14 protein-coding genes are annotated in these 14,734 nt (G+C 61.5%); 7 read left to right on the top strand and 7 right to left on the bottom strand.

Features of this window, described 5'->3' with window-relative positions:
- Positions 1 to 6: 6 nt before the first annotated feature.
- The 4 genes from NKI17_RS28275 to NKI17_RS28290 form a co-directional block, all read right to left on the bottom strand.
- Positions 7 to 855 carry an SH3 domain-containing protein gene (locus tag NKI17_RS28275; RefSeq protein WP_352907089.1) on the bottom strand — a complete coding sequence of 283 codons (849 nt, stop codon included), beginning with the start codon at positions 853 to 855 and terminating at the stop codon, positions 7 to 9.
- A 211-nt stretch (positions 856 to 1,066) separates the two neighbouring features.
- Positions 1,067 to 2,353 (bottom strand): NAD(P)/FAD-dependent oxidoreductase, encoded by a 1,287-nt coding sequence (locus tag NKI17_RS28280; RefSeq protein WP_352571632.1) that lies wholly within the window; start codon positions 2,351 to 2,353, stop codon positions 1,067 to 1,069.
- A gap of 57 nt (positions 2,354 to 2,410) precedes the next feature.
- Positions 2,411 to 2,779, bottom strand: a complete 369-nt coding sequence (locus NKI17_RS28285) for a four helix bundle protein (protein ID WP_352571631.1) — start codon at positions 2,777 to 2,779, stop codon at positions 2,411 to 2,413.
- A 57-nt stretch (positions 2,780 to 2,836) separates the two neighbouring features.
- Complete coding sequence (locus NKI17_RS28290) at positions 2,837 to 4,270, bottom strand: glutamine synthetase family protein (RefSeq protein WP_352571630.1); 1,434 nt, start codon at positions 4,268 to 4,270, stop codon at positions 2,837 to 2,839.
- Between the two features lie 167 nt (positions 4,271 to 4,437).
- Between NKI17_RS28290 and NKI17_RS28295 the strand changes: the two genes are divergently transcribed.
- Positions 4,438 to 5,154 carry an HAD family hydrolase gene (locus tag NKI17_RS28295; protein ID WP_352571659.1) on the top strand — a complete coding sequence of 239 codons (717 nt, stop codon included), beginning with the start codon at positions 4,438 to 4,440 and terminating at the stop codon, positions 5,152 to 5,154.
- Between the two features lie 32 nt (positions 5,155 to 5,186).
- On the opposite strand, the gene NKI17_RS28300 is transcribed toward NKI17_RS28295, so the two are convergent.
- Positions 5,187 to 5,576, bottom strand: a complete 390-nt coding sequence (locus tag NKI17_RS28300) for an ANTAR domain-containing protein (RefSeq protein WP_352571629.1) — start codon at positions 5,574 to 5,576, stop codon at positions 5,187 to 5,189.
- A 431-nt stretch (positions 5,577 to 6,007) separates the two neighbouring features.
- Between NKI17_RS28300 and NKI17_RS28305 the strand changes: the two genes are divergently transcribed.
- The gene (locus NKI17_RS28305) at positions 6,008 to 6,469 is read left to right on the top strand and encodes a RidA family protein (protein WP_352571628.1); all 462 of its coding nucleotides are present in this window, start codon (positions 6,008 to 6,010) and stop codon (positions 6,467 to 6,469) included.
- A gap of 65 nt (positions 6,470 to 6,534) precedes the next feature.
- Here the strand turns inward: NKI17_RS28305 and NKI17_RS28310 are convergent, their stop codons facing one another.
- The gene (locus NKI17_RS28310; protein WP_023719402.1) at positions 6,535 to 6,777 is read right to left on the bottom strand and encodes an SMc00767 family acetate metabolism repressor; all 243 of its coding nucleotides are present in this window, start codon (positions 6,775 to 6,777) and stop codon (positions 6,535 to 6,537) included.
- Positions 6,778 to 6,855: 78 nt separating this feature from the next.
- Positions 6,856 to 8,145, bottom strand: coding sequence for an isocitrate lyase (gene aceA / locus NKI17_RS28315; protein WP_352907090.1), 1,290 nt, complete (start codon positions 8,143 to 8,145; stop codon positions 6,856 to 6,858).
- A 239-nt stretch (positions 8,146 to 8,384) separates the two neighbouring features.
- On the opposite strand from aceA, the gene NKI17_RS28320 reads away from it, so the two are divergent.
- The 5 genes from NKI17_RS28320 to NKI17_RS28340 all read left to right on the top strand — a co-directional run bounded on the left by NKI17_RS28320 (position 8,385) and on the right by NKI17_RS28340 (position 14,730).
- Complete coding sequence (locus tag NKI17_RS28320) at positions 8,385 to 9,836, top strand: helix-turn-helix domain-containing protein (RefSeq protein WP_352907091.1); 1,452 nt, start codon at positions 8,385 to 8,387, stop codon at positions 9,834 to 9,836.
- A 117-nt stretch (positions 9,837 to 9,953) separates the two neighbouring features.
- Positions 9,954 to 10,931: a DUF2167 domain-containing protein gene (locus tag NKI17_RS28325; protein WP_352907092.1), complete on the top strand. Its 978-nt coding sequence runs from the start codon at positions 9,954 to 9,956 to the stop codon at positions 10,929 to 10,931.
- A gap of 182 nt (positions 10,932 to 11,113) precedes the next feature.
- Positions 11,114 to 12,067, top strand: coding sequence for a DMT family transporter (locus NKI17_RS28330; RefSeq protein ID WP_352907093.1), 954 nt, complete (start codon positions 11,114 to 11,116; stop codon positions 12,065 to 12,067).
- Positions 12,068 to 12,419: 352 nt separating this feature from the next.
- Positions 12,420 to 13,517, top strand: a complete 1,098-nt coding sequence (locus NKI17_RS28335) for a polyamine ABC transporter substrate-binding protein (RefSeq protein ID WP_352907094.1) — start codon at positions 12,420 to 12,422, stop codon at positions 13,515 to 13,517.
- A 73-nt stretch (positions 13,518 to 13,590) separates the two neighbouring features.
- The gene (locus NKI17_RS28340; protein ID WP_352634656.1) at positions 13,591 to 14,730 is read left to right on the top strand and encodes an ABC transporter ATP-binding protein; all 1,140 of its coding nucleotides are present in this window, start codon (positions 13,591 to 13,593) and stop codon (positions 14,728 to 14,730) included.
- Positions 14,731 to 14,734: the final 4 nt, after the last annotated feature.

A 14,734-nucleotide genomic window follows, 5' to 3' on the forward strand; every position in this document is an offset into this window, starting at 1 on the left:
CCGGCCCTACGCCCCGGTTTTGACGTAGCTCTTGTAGATCCAGCCGCGCTTGCCGTTGTAGACGATCTGGCACCATTGCTTGCAGCTCATCACTTGCACCGATGTCTTGGCCGGCACGGTGAGAATGGCGGCCGCATTCTTTTTTGGGCCGGTGCGCATGGTGACGGATCTCAGGATGCGTCCGGTACCGGCAGTATTGGCTCTTCCGGATTTAGCCTTGGTGCTGTTGTCGTCTTCGCTCGCGGCCTGCGTCGGCAGTTGCGGCTTGGGCGTGGGGATGGCGGCGGTCTGCGCGCCATCGGGCCCGCTGTTTTTCGTTGAGCTGCCGGGAGCCGCGACCTTGGCAAACAATGCCGCAGCGTCGGGTTTTGCTGCCGGGTCGGCGAATGCCACCGAAGCAGACGATTTATCGGTCGCCTGCTCGGTCTGGCTTGCCAGCTGGTCGGATGCTGCCGTGGCGGCGGCCGATGCCGTCTTTGGCCCCGTCCAGCGCGGATCGTTGGGAGCCAGCGCTGGTATCTCGGCTTCCGCTGCGGCCACCGCTGGGGAAACCGCATCTGCCTTGCCCGTCGTCCGCGGCGCCGCAGCAACCTTGGCAGGCATGATCTTCGTCGTCTTGACCGGGATGGTCGGAACGATCTGCTCAGGACTTGCGGCCGCTTGTCGCTCATTTGCCGGCAATGCCAGCCACAGTGCCACCGCGGCAACGCCGAGCAGTGCGGCCGTGCCAAGCGCGGCTATCACCAGATGCGCGTTCGACCGGACCCCGTGCCAGAACGTCGGCCGCATATCGTAACCGAATTGCATCGCAAGGCGCCGTCGTTCCGGCGCGCCGAAACTGAAGGGCTCTCTCACACTTGCCACCTCCATTTGCGGGCCGATGTTCTTACGACCCATGCCGGAGAGCCGGCATTTCGATCGGCATCGGTCCCAAACCAAAAGCGGGCAGGCCCGCAAAAATTCCCCGTTCAGCTGCCCACGAGCATCATCTTTCGCCCGCGATTGTGGCATCACTGCGCCCTTGGCTGGAATTCTGCGCCCTGGTTAAGGATTCTGCAACGTCTGGTTAAATCCTGTCCCGCAACGCGTACCAGTTGAGCGCAAGAAAGAGCAGTGGCGCGCGCAAACGCCGGCCGCCGGGGAAGGGTGGAATTTTCAGGTCCTCGATCAGCTTCAGCCGGTCGCGGTTGCCGGCGACCGTCTCGGCATAAAGCTTGCCGAAAAAGTTCGACAGCATGACGCCGTGGCCGGAATAACCGCCGATCGAGGTCACATTGGGCATCACTTCGCGCACGAACGGCTTTCTCGGCATGGTGATGCCGACATAGCCGCCCCAGCCATGCGTGATCTCGACGTCCTTCAGTGCCGGATAGATTTCGGCGATCTGCCGGCGGATGTGGATGTGGATGTCCTTGGGATCGTTGACCGCATAGATCTCGCGGCCGCCAAACAGCAGCCGCCCATCCTTCGATTTGCGGAAATAGCGCACGACGAAGCGCGAATCGTCGACCGCCTCGCCACCCGGCAACACTTTGGAATCGGCTCCCAGCGGTACCGTCGCGCCGATGAACGAGCCGATCGGCATGATATGCGCGGCACTCACCGGTTCGAGCGTGCCGCCATAGGCATTGACCCCGATCAGGCATTTAGCGGCGGCGATCGTGCCCTTCGGCGTCGCAACCCTGACCTTGCCGCCGCCGGAGGTGATGCCGGTTGACGACGTCTGCTCGAATAGCTTTGCGCCGGCCTCTGCCGCCACCTTTGCGGTGCCGATGACCAGTTTCAGCGGATGGATGTGGCCGGTGCCGGTGTCGCGGGTGCCGCCGAAATAATGCGTCGAGCCCAGCCGCTCGGCTGTCTCCGCGGCATCCATGAATGAGATGTGCGGATAGCCGAAACGGCTCGCCATGATCTCGGCATGCGCCTTGTAGTCGTCGACATAGCGCTTCTTGTGCGCCACCGACATCTGGCCGGGCATATAGTCGATCTCGATCTGGTGCATCGCGGCAAAGTCGAGCAGATGCGCCTTGGCCTCTTCGGCCAGGTCGAACAGCGCCTTGGCGCGGGAAAAGCCGTATTCCGCTTCCAGTTCCTCTGCCCAGGCCCGTTGTCCGGTGCCGAGCTGGCCACCATTGCGGCCCGATGCGCCGTCACCGAAACGATGCGTTTCGATAAGCACGACATCCGCGCCTGTCGTGGCGAGATGAGCCGCCGCCGACAGGCCGGTAAAGCCGCCGCCGACAATCACCACATCGCATGTCCGGTCGCCATCGAGCGCCGGATATTCGGGCCTTGGCCCGGCCGTGTCTTCGTACCAGGAGCGGCCGGGGGAGATTGGGGATTGGTAGGTCATGATGCTTGGCTAGGGGAGTAGGGGAGTAGGGGAGTAGGGGAGTAGGGGAGTAGGGAGCTAGTCGGGTGACAGTTTGCGGATCAGGAGGCGAAGAAGCTTCCCAACGCTTTCGGTACTCGCCAACAATGAAGCCGCCGTCGCCTTCGGCGCGATGCCGGTACGCTCGGCGATCAGAAGCTGAGTTTCCAGTTCCTTCAATGATCCTTGAGCGATACGGAGAAATTGTTGATAGGAACCTCGGATCTCTCTGCCATATCCCTCCGCAATGTTCGACGGCACCGAGCTTGCAGCGCGCCGCACTTGGCTGGTGAGTCCATAAAGTTCTTCCTTGGGCCATGATTTCGCCGCGCCGTAAACGGCCACAGCAAGGTCCATTGCCTGCTGCCAGACTATCAAATCCTTGTAGGAACCCGTTTTCTCAGCCATTCGTCCCTACTCCCCTACTCCCCTACTCCCCTACTCCCCTACTCCCCTACTCCCCTACTACACATTCAGCAGCAAATACTCCCTCTCCCACGGGCTGATCACTTCCATGAAGGTCTCGAATTCCGCTCGCTTGATCGCCGCATAGGTGGCGGCAAATGACTTGCCGAGCAGCGTGCCGAGTTCTTCGTCAGCCTCGAACAGGTCGACGGCTTCGAGCAGGCTGCGCGGCAGGTCGATCTGGTCCTCGTTGGCGGTCGTCAGAACCGGCGGCTCGGCCTTGATCTTGTTGGTCATGCCGATCAGTCCGCAGGCAAGCGATGCCGCCAGCGCCAGATAGGGGTTGGCGTCGGAGGAGGGGATGCGGTTTTCGACGCGCCGCGCCGCCGGGTCGGAGCGGGGCACGCGGAAGGCGGTGGTGCGGTTGTCGTAGCCCCATTTGTTGTTGACCGGCGCCGAGGCCGACTGCGTCAGCCGCCGGTAGGAATTGACGTAGGGCGCAAACATCACCAGCGCGTTGGGCACATGTTTCTGCATGCCGCCGATGAAATGGAAGAAGGCCTCGGTCTCCGAGCCGTCCTCCGCCGAAAAAACGTTCTTGCCGGTCTTCTTGTCGATGATCGACTGATGGATATGCATGGCCGAACCGGGCTGCCCCTGGATCGGCTTGGCCATAAACGTGGCGTAGATCTCGTGCTTGAGCGCCGCCTCGCGGATGGTTCGCTTGAACATGAACACCTGGTCGGCGAGCTCGATCGGATCGCCGTGACGCAGATTGATTTCGAGCTGGCCGGCGCCCTCCTCGTGGATCAGCGTGTCGATCTCCAGGCCCTGGCTTTCGGAGAAATGGTAGATGTCGTCGATCAATTCGTCGAATTCGTTAACCCCGGCGATCGAATAGCCGGCGCCGCCGCCGATCGGCCGTCCCGATCGACCTACTGGCGGGGTCAGCGGATAGTCCGGATCGGGGTTCTTGCGCACCAGGTAGAACTCGATCTCGGGTGCCACGACCGGCCTCAGCCCACGCTTGTCATAGGCGGCAAGCACGCGCTTCAGCACGTTGCGCGGCGTGAACTCGACCGAGCGGCCGTCCTGGTGGACGAGGTCGCAGATAACCGCCGCGGTAGGGTCCTCCTCCCACGGCACCACCGTCAGCGTCGAGAGGTCAGGCATCAGCTTGAGGTCGCCGTCGTCCTCCGGATAGTGGAAGCCGTTGCCGTCCTCCGGATAGCCGCCGGAAATCGTTGTCATGAACACCGCCGAAGGCAGCGCCAGCGAGGTGTTGGAGGTGAACTTCTTCGATGGCATCATCTTGCCGCGCGCAACCCCGGCCTGGTCGGGTGTGATGCATTCGATATCTTCGATGCCGCGCCATTCCAGCCAGGCGCTGACTTCCTTCCAGTTCTTGACGCCACGTTGGTTTTTCACGAAGGCAGGCGTGCGGGCGCGTCCTCCGCGGCTCGACGGACGGACTTCCTTTTTTGCAGGCGGCATCAATCACCAGATTTGTTGCAGATTGTGGAGTATAGCCGTTGCCGACGACGAAAGGGAAGGGGAGCCGGCTGGCGTGCGCCTCGATAACCGGGGGAACACAACGACTTCCGGATAAAAGCCTCCTGGTCTAGGGTCGGCCTCCCGCAAGGCTGCAATTAATGGTCCCCATGCAACACAGCCGCAAACTGACGACGATCGGCTTCGACGCCGATGACACGCTGTGGCAGAACGAACAGTTCTTCCGCGTGACCGAGAAGCGCTTTGCCGCACTGCTCGCCGATCACGCCGAGGAGGACCGGATTTCAGCAAGATTGCTGGAGGCCGAGAAGCGCAACCTCGCGGTCTACGGCTTCGGCATCAAGGGGTTCACGCTGTCGATGATCGAGACGGCGATCGAGGTCACCAACGGCCAGGTGCGGGCCTCGACTATCGCCGAAATTCTCGCCGCGGGCCGCGAGATGCTCAACCATCCGATCGAGCCGCTTCCCCATGCGCGCGAAACCGTGGAAAAGCTGGCCGGCGCCTACCGCCTGGTGCTGATCACCAAGGGCGACCTGTTCGACCAGGAACGCAAGCTCGCGCAATCCGGGCTGGGCGAGCTGTTTGATGCCGTCGAGATCGTCAGCGACAAGAGCGCAGCCACCTATAGCCGCATCTTCAGCCGCCACGGCGACGGCCCGGAAAAGGGCATGATGGTCGGCAACTCGCTCAAATCGGACGTCGTACCGGCCATCGAAGCCGGCAGTTGGGGCATCCACGTTCCGCATGATCTGACCTGGGTGCTGGAACATGTCGAGCCGCCGGTCTCGGCACCACGCTTTCGCCAGATAGCCAATCTCGGTGAACTGCCGGGCTTGATCGAGCGTATCGGCGAGATTGATTAATCAGGTCTGCAGTCGACGCGTCGCGGTAGAAGTCAGTTGCGGCCGACCCCGACCAGCCGGTCGATCACCGGCTGCAGCCGTTCGGTGGTGATCGGCTTGACGACCACCGCATCGATGACGCTCGACAGGCCCAGGGTCTCCGGAGTGCCGGTCTTGACTGAAAGCAGGATCACCGACGGAAGCGATTTGCCTGACGCCCTTCGCAGTGCATCGATACCCGACAGCAAAGCGTCGCAGTCCCCGTTCTCCGCTCCGCCGTCGAGAACGACAGTGCCGGGAACCAGTGCGTGCAAGGCCTTTGCCGCGGTTTCTGGCGTTTCCGAGATCGGTTTGAGGCCGGACCGCTCGACGATCTTTGAAACCACGACCCGGTTGATCGGTGATTTTCCGACCACCAGCACACGCGAGAAATCCGGAAGCATGCCGGTCTCCACGTCCCGGCTACCGAAAGCCAGCTGTTTTGCAGTCTCGATATCGCGATTCGCTGGGCACATGGCGGGGGCAGGCCGTTGTTCAATGTTTCAATGCAGGGTTGAAACTTGGAGGTAATTGGCGTGAGATCGCTGCTCATGTCAAGCTGAAATGGCATATCAGGAGAATATCGCAAGAAACATTAAAATTTAAATTAAGTGCTTTTCTTTGCCGCCGCTCGAAAGGAGAAGTCGCCATTGCAACTGGGCAGGCTTCAGCGAAGTTTGGCTGTGCAGCGCGAACGCATCAACTCGCAGCCATAGCCGGATTGACGCAGGTTGGATGAAGGCGAGGCAAGTCTGTCGCGAGCTTGTCGCACCGTCTCGCTGGACTATCCTTCCTCGTTGGCTAAGCACGTCTCTTTGGGCGACGGGAGATGACAATGGAACTCGTGACTCACAAGAAATTTAAAAACGGCCGGTTGATGCCATGGGGAAAGGGTACGGTCGTTACCGGCGCAAAGGGGTTTGTCTACCTTTCCGGAAACACCGCGACGGCCGACGACTACGATCCGATCGGCAAAAGCGGTGGCGGCGCCGTTGGAGATGCCGCGGCGCAGTGGCGCAAGATTCTCACCAACATCAAATCAGATCTGGAAGAGCTTGGCACTGCGCTCGAGCATCTCATCAGGCTGACCTTCTTTGTTAAGGGGCCATTTCCCGATGGCGGTGTTCTGAGCTCTCCCAATTTCCGCCTGGACGTCTTGGACGAATTCTTTGCGGTGCACTGCCCGAAGCACTGCAGCTACAACAACCCGCCGCCCTCGGAAATTATTGGCGTTGCAGCGCTTGCGCAGCCTGATCTTGTCATTGAAATCGTTGCATTAGCGGCTCTGCCGGATTAGGCAAAGCCGCGGCGTGCAAGGTGCGATAGCATGCGCTCAAAAGAGGCGCGGTGCGGTAGAATTCATCAGTCGTGGCTCCGTTGCGTGACGATGACCGGGATCAGCAGATCGCCCCAGTTGCCGTCGCCGCCATGGTGTCGTGCCGAGCGCACCAGCTCGACCGAGACGCCGGCCTCGACCGCCTTCATTACCGACTGATTGAGCCTGTGCAGATCGTTCGCCAGCATGCGGATGGTCGCCTGCTGATCGACATTCATGCTTGTGGCCTGCTCTTCGGCCCGTTCCTTGACGCGGCTTATCGATGCCATTGGTCTTCTCCCTGTGTTGCCATGCCTGTTGTGTTGCCATGCCCGCTTGGGCGTTCCCTCTGTTTGTCTGCTGTTCCGCTATTCCGCCGCCGGCCTGAATTGGGCGTGCTCGGTCGATCCATGCATGGCCGTGGTCGAAGACTGGCCACCGGTGATCGCCATTGAGACGGCGTCGAAATAGCCGGTGCCGACCTCGCGCTGGTGCTTGGTGGCGGTATAGCCATTGGCTTCCGCGGCGAATTCCGCCTCCTGCAGTTCCGAATAGGCTGCCATCTGCCGCTCCTTGTAGCCGCGGGCGAGCTCGAACATGCCGAAATTGAGCTGGTGGAAACCGGCCAGCGTAATGAACTGGAACTTGTAACCCATGGCGCCGAGTTCCTTCTGGAATTTCGCAATCGTCGCGTCGTCGAGATTCTTCTTCCAGTTGAAAGACGGCGAGCAATTATAGGCAAGCAGCTTGCCCGGATGATGCTTGCGCACGCCGTCGGCAAACGTCCTGGCCTGCGCCAGATCGGGCTTGGAAGTCTCGCACCAGATCAGGTCGGCATAGGGCGCATAGGCGATGGCGCGGGCGATGCAGGGCTCGATGCCGTTGCTGACATGGTAGAAGCCCTCCGCGGTGCGGCCGGCGTCATAATCGACGAAGGGCCGGTCGCGCTCGTCGATATCGGAGGTCAGGAGCTTTGCCGCTTCCGCGTCAGTGCGCGCCACGACCAGCGTCGGCGTACCCATGACGTCGGCGGCAAGCCGCGCCGCGTTGAGGTTGCGGATGTGTGCGGCGGTCGGGATCAGCACCTTGCCGCCGAGATGGCCGCATTTCTTCTCCGAAGCCAGCTGGTCCTCGTAATGGACGCCGGCCGCACCCGCCTCGATGAACGCCTTCATGATCTCGAAAGCGTTGAGCGGCCCGCCGAAGCCGGCTTCCGCGTCGGCGACGATCGGCGCGAACCAGGTGTCGACCGACAGCCCCTTGCCTTCCGAAATCTCGATCTGGTCGGCGCGCTGCAGGGTGCGGTTGATGCGCTTGACCAGTTCGGGCGCCGCATTGGCGGGATAGAGCGATTGGTCCGGGTACATGGCGGAAGCCGTGTTGGCATCGGCGGCGACCTGCCATCCCGACAGATAGATCGCTTTCAGCCCGGCCCGCACCTGCTGCATCGCCTGGTTGCCCGACATGGCACCGAGCGCATTGACGAAATCTTCTCCGTGGATGAGCTGCCACAGCCGGTTTGCGCCCATTTCAGCAAGGCTCTGCCGGATCTGCACCGAGCCGCGCAGCCGTTTCACGTCGTCAGGCGAATAGGGCCTTTCGATGCCATCAAAGCGGCCTTGCGGCGCCGACGGGACAAGGTTGTAAAAGTCGGTCATTGGTCACTCCAGGCGGTTTTGATGCCGATTTCGGAAGGCGTCACAGAGGGAAAATATCTGCGCCATACGTGTGACACCATTTACATGCCGGCACGATGCAAGCGAGGTAAAGCTTCAGATTGGCCAAAAAATAAGAGAAAACCTGTGTTGTGTTTGACTGATGAGAGCTGTAAATCTGTCATGATTGTAAAAGACCGCCATGTCATTGGCGGATGTAAATTTCTGTCAAGGGCAGTCGATTGGCCGACCATAAAATCTTCGCCGGGCCGCGCATTCGCCGCATCCGCAACGCCAAGGGGCTGACCCAGACGGCGATGGCCGAAGGGCTCGGCATCTCGCCGTCCTATCTCAATCTCATCGAGCGCAACCAACGGCCGCTGACGGTGCAACTGATCCTGAGGCTGGCATCCGTCTACAAGGTCGACCCGCACGAATTGCAGGGCGAGGCGAGGGGATCGGTCGCCGATTTGAAAGAAGTGTTTTCAGATCCGTTGCTGGCCGGCGAACTGCCGGGCGACCAGGAACTCATCGAGCTTGCCGAGGCCGCGCCCAACGCTTCCGCCGCTGTCATAAAGCTGTTTCGCGCCTATCGCGAGCAGGCCGAGCGATTATCGGATCTCAACGAGCTGCTCGCGCGCGAGGGCAAGGCCACCGCACTCTCCGGCGCCCGGCTTCCGATCGACGAGGTGCATGAGATTTTCGAACGCCGGCCGAACCATTTTACCGCGCTCGAAGAGGAAGCCGAGGCATTCACGTCGGTGCTCGATCCCGGCGACGATCTGTCCAGTGCGTTGAAGGCCTGGCTGCGACGTGAATTCGGCATCGTCGTCAAGGTACTGCCGGTTGCCACCATGCCCAACTGGCGCCGTCGCTATGACCGTCACTCGCAGCGCCTGTTCCTGTCCGAGCGCCTGTCGCCATTCGATCAGCTGCGCGAGGTGGCTATGGAGGCCTGCCTGATCCGCATGAGCGTCGCTGTCGCCGCCGAGATCCAGGCGCTGAAGCTGACCACGGACGAGGCCCGGCGGCTGGCGCGTTTCGAGCTCGGCCGCTATGCCGCGCACGCTCTGATGATGCCCTATCAGCCTTTTCACGCCGCAGCGGTCCGTGCCCGCTACGACATCGACATGTTGCGGGCGCGCTTCGGCGTCTCCTTCGAGCAGGCGGCGAACCGGCTGACCACGCTGCAGCGGCCCGGTGCGTCGGGCGTGCCGTTCTTCATGCTCGAGGTCGACAGTGCCGGCAATCGGTTCCGCAAGGCGGGCAGCCACGGCTTTCCGCAAAACCGCTTCGGCGGCGGCTGTCCGAAGCTGCCGGTCCATGCCGCCTTCGCCCAGCCCGGCCAGATCCTGGTCGAGGCAGTGGAAATGCCCGACGGTGCGGCGTTCCTGTGCATGGCCCGCACGCTCGAAGGGCCGCAGGGCTCGTTTGCCGAGCGACCGCGGCGCACGGCGCTGCTGCTCGGCTGCGACATCGGCTTTCGCGACGAGGTCGTCTACGGAGCGGCATTGCCGGGGCCGGCCGCCATCGGCAAGACCGGACAAAGCGCCGCTGCACCGGCGACGCCGATAGGCCCTGCCTGCCGGCTGTGCGAACGCATCGGCTGCCTCGCCCGCGCCGAGCCACCCGTTACACGCCCGCTCGGCCTCGACGAAATGGTGACTGGACTGTCGGCATTCGATTTCCAGTGATTCGGCTCCAGCAATATTGCGGCTGAATCTTCGACCAAAGGACCTCATCTGTTCCTGCGGCGGCAACCAGTAAGCTGGTTCGCGGTTGCCGGCCAAAATATTGGTTCAGCCAAAATATTGATTCAGCCGAATATTGATTCAGCATTGACGGTACGGTATCAAAAAAAGAACTGCGCAACGGTCGGGGGATCAATGATGGGCAGGACAGTTTTTTGGCTTGGCTTGGCGCTCGCGTTTTCGGCCGATCCCGCATTGGCTGAAAAGTCCTCGGATTTCTTCAATTCCTATCAACACTACAATGATGCCGGCAAGGCGTTCCTGGACAAGATCGATCCGAAGACCGGCGCGATAAATCTTGCCGAAGGCATCCATCTCGACCTCAAGGACAAGTTCTATTTTCTGGACAAGAAGGACACGCTCTCCGTCCTCACCGAAGCCTGGGGCAATCCGCCCGACTCTGGTTCCGATGCCCTCGGCATGATCTTTCCAGTCTCCCATGATCCCATTGCCGACAACAATTGGGGGATAGAGCTGCGCTGGGAAAAGATCGGTTACGTCGACGACAGCGACGCCGCGTCCATCGATTACAATGAACTGCTGCGCAACATGCAGTCAGACACTCTGTCCGGCAACGATCAGAGGGTAAAGGATGGCTATGCGCCCATTACGCTGATCGGCTGGGCGTCGCCGCCGGTTTATGATGCGGCCCACAAGCGCCTGCACTGGGCCAAGGAGCTGCAATTTGGCAACGATGCCGCCCATACGCTCAACTACGACGTCCGTTTCCTTGGCAGGGAGGGCGTCTTCGTGATGAGCTATATCGCGACGGTGGAACAATTGCCGGAGATAAGGCAAAGCCTGGATGAAGTGCTTGGCCTCGCGGACTTCAATACCGGCAAGACATACGCCGATTTCGTGCCGGGCGTCGATACGGTTGCGGCGATTGGCGTCGGTGGTCTGATTGCCGGCAAGCTGGCGGCGAAAGCAGGTTTTCTGGTCGTGGCGCTGATCGCGCTGAAAAAGTTTGGCCTGCTCCTGCTGATTCCGCTGGCCGGTCTCTGGCGTTTTATCCGCGGCAACAAGAGCACCTCGTAACGCATCATCGACAGGTCGCCTCGGAGCATCGCCGGGCGAGGGGCGAGGCGCCCTCATCAGTGCGCCAAACGGAACATCGAACTGGATCACGCCCGGCCTTCTGCTTTGCGTTACGCGAATTAGGCACGTCTCTGTCGTCCATTGCACATCGTGCTGCTCCGAATTCGCCGACAGTCGTACCCATGACCGATACCGCATCATCTCCGGTTGCCGCTTCGCCGATCGTGTCGCCGCAAGGGGAACGCGTCGGCTTCCTGCTGGTATTCCTGTCGGCGTTGATGTGGAGCTTCGGCGGCAGCATTGCGCGCTTCATCGACAACGTCGACAGCTGGACAGTGGTGTTCTGGCGCTCGGTCTGGGCCGCCGCCTTCCTGCTCTGCTTCATGGTCTGGCGCGACGGCTGGCGTGGCACGCTGAAGCTGTTTCGCGGCATGGGCCTGGCCGGCCTTGCGGTGGCGTTCTGCTTCGCCACGGCGTCGACCTCTTTCGTCGTGGCGCTTGCGTATACCACGGTCGCCAACATCCTGTTGATGCAGGCCGGCGTGCCGCTTCTGGCAGCGCTGTTTGCCTGGGCGCTGTTTCGCGAACGGGTGGCGGTGGCGACCTGGGTGGCGATCGCCGCCGTCATTGTCGGCGTCGCCATCATGGTGTCGGAATCGCTCGATGGCGCGGTGTCGCCGATCGGCGACGGGCTGGCGCTGCTCATCGCTGTCATGTTCTCGATCGCCACCGTCATCACGCGCCGCTTTGCCCATGTGCGCATGACGCCGGCGACCTGCCTCGGCACGATGCTGGCGGCCGCCTTTGCGGCATCGCAGGCGTCGGCGCTGGGCGTCTCCAGCCACGATATGGGCTTCCTCTTTGCCTTTGGCGTGATCAATCTGGGCCTCGGTCTCGCCTTCTTCGCCACCGGAGCCCGGCTTGTTCCGGCCGCCGTCGCGGCGCTGCTCGGCACGTTCGAACCGATCCTTGGCCCGATCTGGGTCTGGCTCATCCATTCCGAGGTGCCGTCGGCGCGCACCATCGTCGGCGGTGCGGTCGTGGTCACCGCGCTGCTCGTCCATATCGGGCTCGAGTTCAAGCGTCAGACGCGGCCCGCGCGAGCGGGCGTCACCGGTGTGCCGTCACCTAATTGATGCAGTGCGCGCGTCAAAGCGAGATGAACCATTGACAACGTCGCAGCCGCGCGGGCAGGCTGCGATCACGGCAACAACAAGACAGGCGTATCTTGCCAAGTCTCCATGCCGGCCGCATCGAGGCCGGACAATATCGTCGTCTCCCTGCCCGCGCCGTAGCGAAAGCTTCCGACGGCGTCGGAACACCACCAACGCCACGCCAGGTCTTCGCTGTCGGCTCGCCGCCGAACGATAATGGCGCCGGCAATTCGCGCTTGTCGCCTGCCTGCAAGCCCAATACCTTGAAGCAAATGCCCAGCCGCGCGGACGCCGCGACGAGCCGGCGACGGAACACTCATCAAAGGAGAATAGCATGACCCGCAAAGCGCTCTGGCTTTCGGCGACTTCGGCGTTTCTGGCAGTTTTCACCTTGGGCGTGCATGCCGAGGATCGCGTCATCAACGTCTTCAACTGGTCGGACTATATCGACAGTTCGATCATCGACGACTTCACCAAGGAAACCGGCATCAAGGTCGTCTACGACACTTTCGATTCCAACGAGATCCTTGAAACGAAACTGCTCGCCGGCGGCAGCGGCTACGATGTCGTCGTGCCTAGCGGCAATTTCCTTGCACGCCAGATCCAGGCGGGTGTGTTCCAGAAGCTCGACAGGTCGAAACTGCCGAACATTTCAAATATGTGGGACACGGTCATGGAACGGACCGCCAAATATGATCCCGGCAACGAATATTCGATCAACTACATGTGGGGTACTGTTGGCATCGGCTACAACATCAAGAAGGTGCAGGCAGCGCTCGGCACCGACAAGATCGACAGCTGGGACATGTTCTTCAATCCCGAAAGCCTGGCCAAATTGAAGGACTGCGGCGTCTATGTGCTGGATTCGCCGGCCGACATCATACCGGCGGCACTGAAATATCTGGGCCTCGATCCGAACAGCACGTCGCCCGATGAGATTGCCAAGGCCGAAGAAACCTTGCTGAAGGTCCGGCCCTATATCCGCAAGTTCCACTCTTCCGAATACATCAACGCCCTTGCCAATGGCGACATCTGCCTGGCGGTCGGCTGGTCGGGTGACGTCTTCCAGGCCCGCAACCGCGCCGACGAAGCCAAGCAGGGCGTCGAGATCGGCTACTCCGTGCCGAAGGAAGGTGCCCAGATGTGGTTCGACCAGATGGCGATCCCGGCCGATGCGCCGCATGTCGCCGAAGCCCATGAGTTCCTGAACTACATGATGAAGCCCGAAGTGATCGCCAAATCGTCGAACTATGTGCTCTATGCCAACGGCAACAAGGCTTCGCAGCAGTTCATCGACAAGGCGATCCTGGAAGATCCGGCGATCTATCCGGATGCAGCCACCTTGCAGAAGCTCTACACCGTATCGCCTTACGATCCCAAGACCCAGCGCATCATCACTCGCACCTGGACCAAGATCGTCACCGGCCAATAGCAATCTGACCAGGCCCCGGCAGCCGTTGCCGGGGCCGCTTTCTCATGGGGCAAGCAGCAGGACGGAGTGGGACATGAAATCGCTTGGCAGCATCCGCAGGGATTTTGCGCCATGGAACGATCCGAACGCCAAGCCATACATCCAGTTCGACAACGTCACCAAGAAATTCGGTGAGTTCACAGCGGTCAACAACCTGTCGCTGACCATTTTCGAACGCGAATTCTTTGCCTTGCTGGGGGCCTCAGGCTGCGGGAAATCGACACTGCTTAGGATGCTTGCCGGCTTCGAGGAGCCGACCGCCGGCCGCATCCTGCTCGATGGCCAGGATCTGCGCGGCATTCCGCCCTACCGGCGGCCGGTCAACATGATGTTCCAGTCCTACGCCTTGTTTCCGCACATGACGGTCGAGAACAACATCGCCTTCGGCCTCAAGCAGGAAGGCATGGCCAAGGCCGACATCGACAAGCGCGTCGCCGAGATGCTGAAGCTGGTCAAGCTCGAGCAGTTCGCCAAGCGCAAGCCGCACCAATTGTCGGGCGGCCAGCGCCAGCGCGTCGCGCTCGCGCGCTCGGTGGCCAAGCGGCCGAAAGTCCTGCTGCTCGACGAGCCGCTTGGTGCGCTGGACAAGAAGCTGCGCGAGGAAACCCAGTTCGAGCTGATGGACCTGCAGCAGAACCTCGGCCTCACCTTCGTCGTCGTCACCCATGATCAGGAAGAGGCGATGACGATGGCTGACCGCATCGCCATCATCGACAAGGGCGAGGTGATGCAGGTGGCGACGCCGGCCGAGGTCTACGAGGCGCCGGGTTCCCGCTTCGTCGCCGGCTTCGTCGGCAATGTGAATATGTTCGACGGCAAGATCGCGGCTGGCGAGGCCGGCAGCGCGAGCATCGATGCCGGCAACGGCATCACCATCCGGACCGAAAATGCCGGCAGTGCCGCCGCCGGAACATCCGTCACCTTCGCCATCAGGCCGGAGAAGATCAAGGTGTCCTCCACGAAACCGGCCGGTGCCGTCAACGCCATCGAGGGCGAGGTCTACGACATAGCCTATCTCGGCGACATGACCGTCTATCACGTCAGGCTGGACGACGGTCAGGTGGTGCGGGCGAGCACCATGAACGCGGCACGCCTCACCGAGGACCCATTGACCTGGAACGACCGCGCCTGGGTTTCTTTCCGCCCCGACGCCGGCGTCGTCCTGGCACGGTAGGGAC

This window comes from Mesorhizobium sp. M0816 (assembly GCF_040320005.1).
GTDB lineage: Bacteria > Pseudomonadota > Alphaproteobacteria > Rhizobiales > Rhizobiaceae > Mesorhizobium.

Coding starts and splice junctions, on each gene's coding strand:
- aceA (WP_352907090.1), bottom strand. CDS start 8,145: ATGACCGACTTTTACAACCTTGTCCCGTCGGCGCCGCAAGGCCGCTTT.
- NKI17_RS28295 (WP_352571659.1), top strand. CDS start 4,438: ATGCAACACAGCCGCAAACTGACGACGATCGGCTTCGACGCCGATGAC.
- NKI17_RS28300 (WP_352571629.1), bottom strand. CDS start 5,576: ATGCTTCCGGATTTCTCGCGTGTGCTGGTGGTCGGAAAATCACCGATC.
- NKI17_RS28330 (WP_352907093.1), top strand. CDS start 11,114: ATGACCGATACCGCATCATCTCCGGTTGCCGCTTCGCCGATCGTGTCG.
- NKI17_RS28340 (WP_352634656.1), top strand. CDS start 13,591: ATGAAATCGCTTGGCAGCATCCGCAGGGATTTTGCGCCATGGAACGAT.
- NKI17_RS28290 (WP_352571630.1), bottom strand. CDS start 4,270: ATGCCGCCTGCAAAAAAGGAAGTCCGTCCGTCGAGCCGCGGAGGACGC.
- NKI17_RS28285 (WP_352571631.1), bottom strand. CDS start 2,779: ATGGCTGAGAAAACGGGTTCCTACAAGGATTTGATAGTCTGGCAGCAG.
- NKI17_RS28335 (WP_352907094.1), top strand. CDS start 12,420: ATGACCCGCAAAGCGCTCTGGCTTTCGGCGACTTCGGCGTTTCTGGCA.
- NKI17_RS28305 (WP_352571628.1), top strand. CDS start 6,008: ATGGAACTCGTGACTCACAAGAAATTTAAAAACGGCCGGTTGATGCCA.
- NKI17_RS28310 (WP_023719402.1), bottom strand. CDS start 6,777: ATGGCATCGATAAGCCGCGTCAAGGAACGGGCCGAAGAGCAGGCCACA.
- NKI17_RS28280 (WP_352571632.1), bottom strand. CDS start 2,353: ATGACCTACCAATCCCCAATCTCCCCCGGCCGCTCCTGGTACGAAGAC.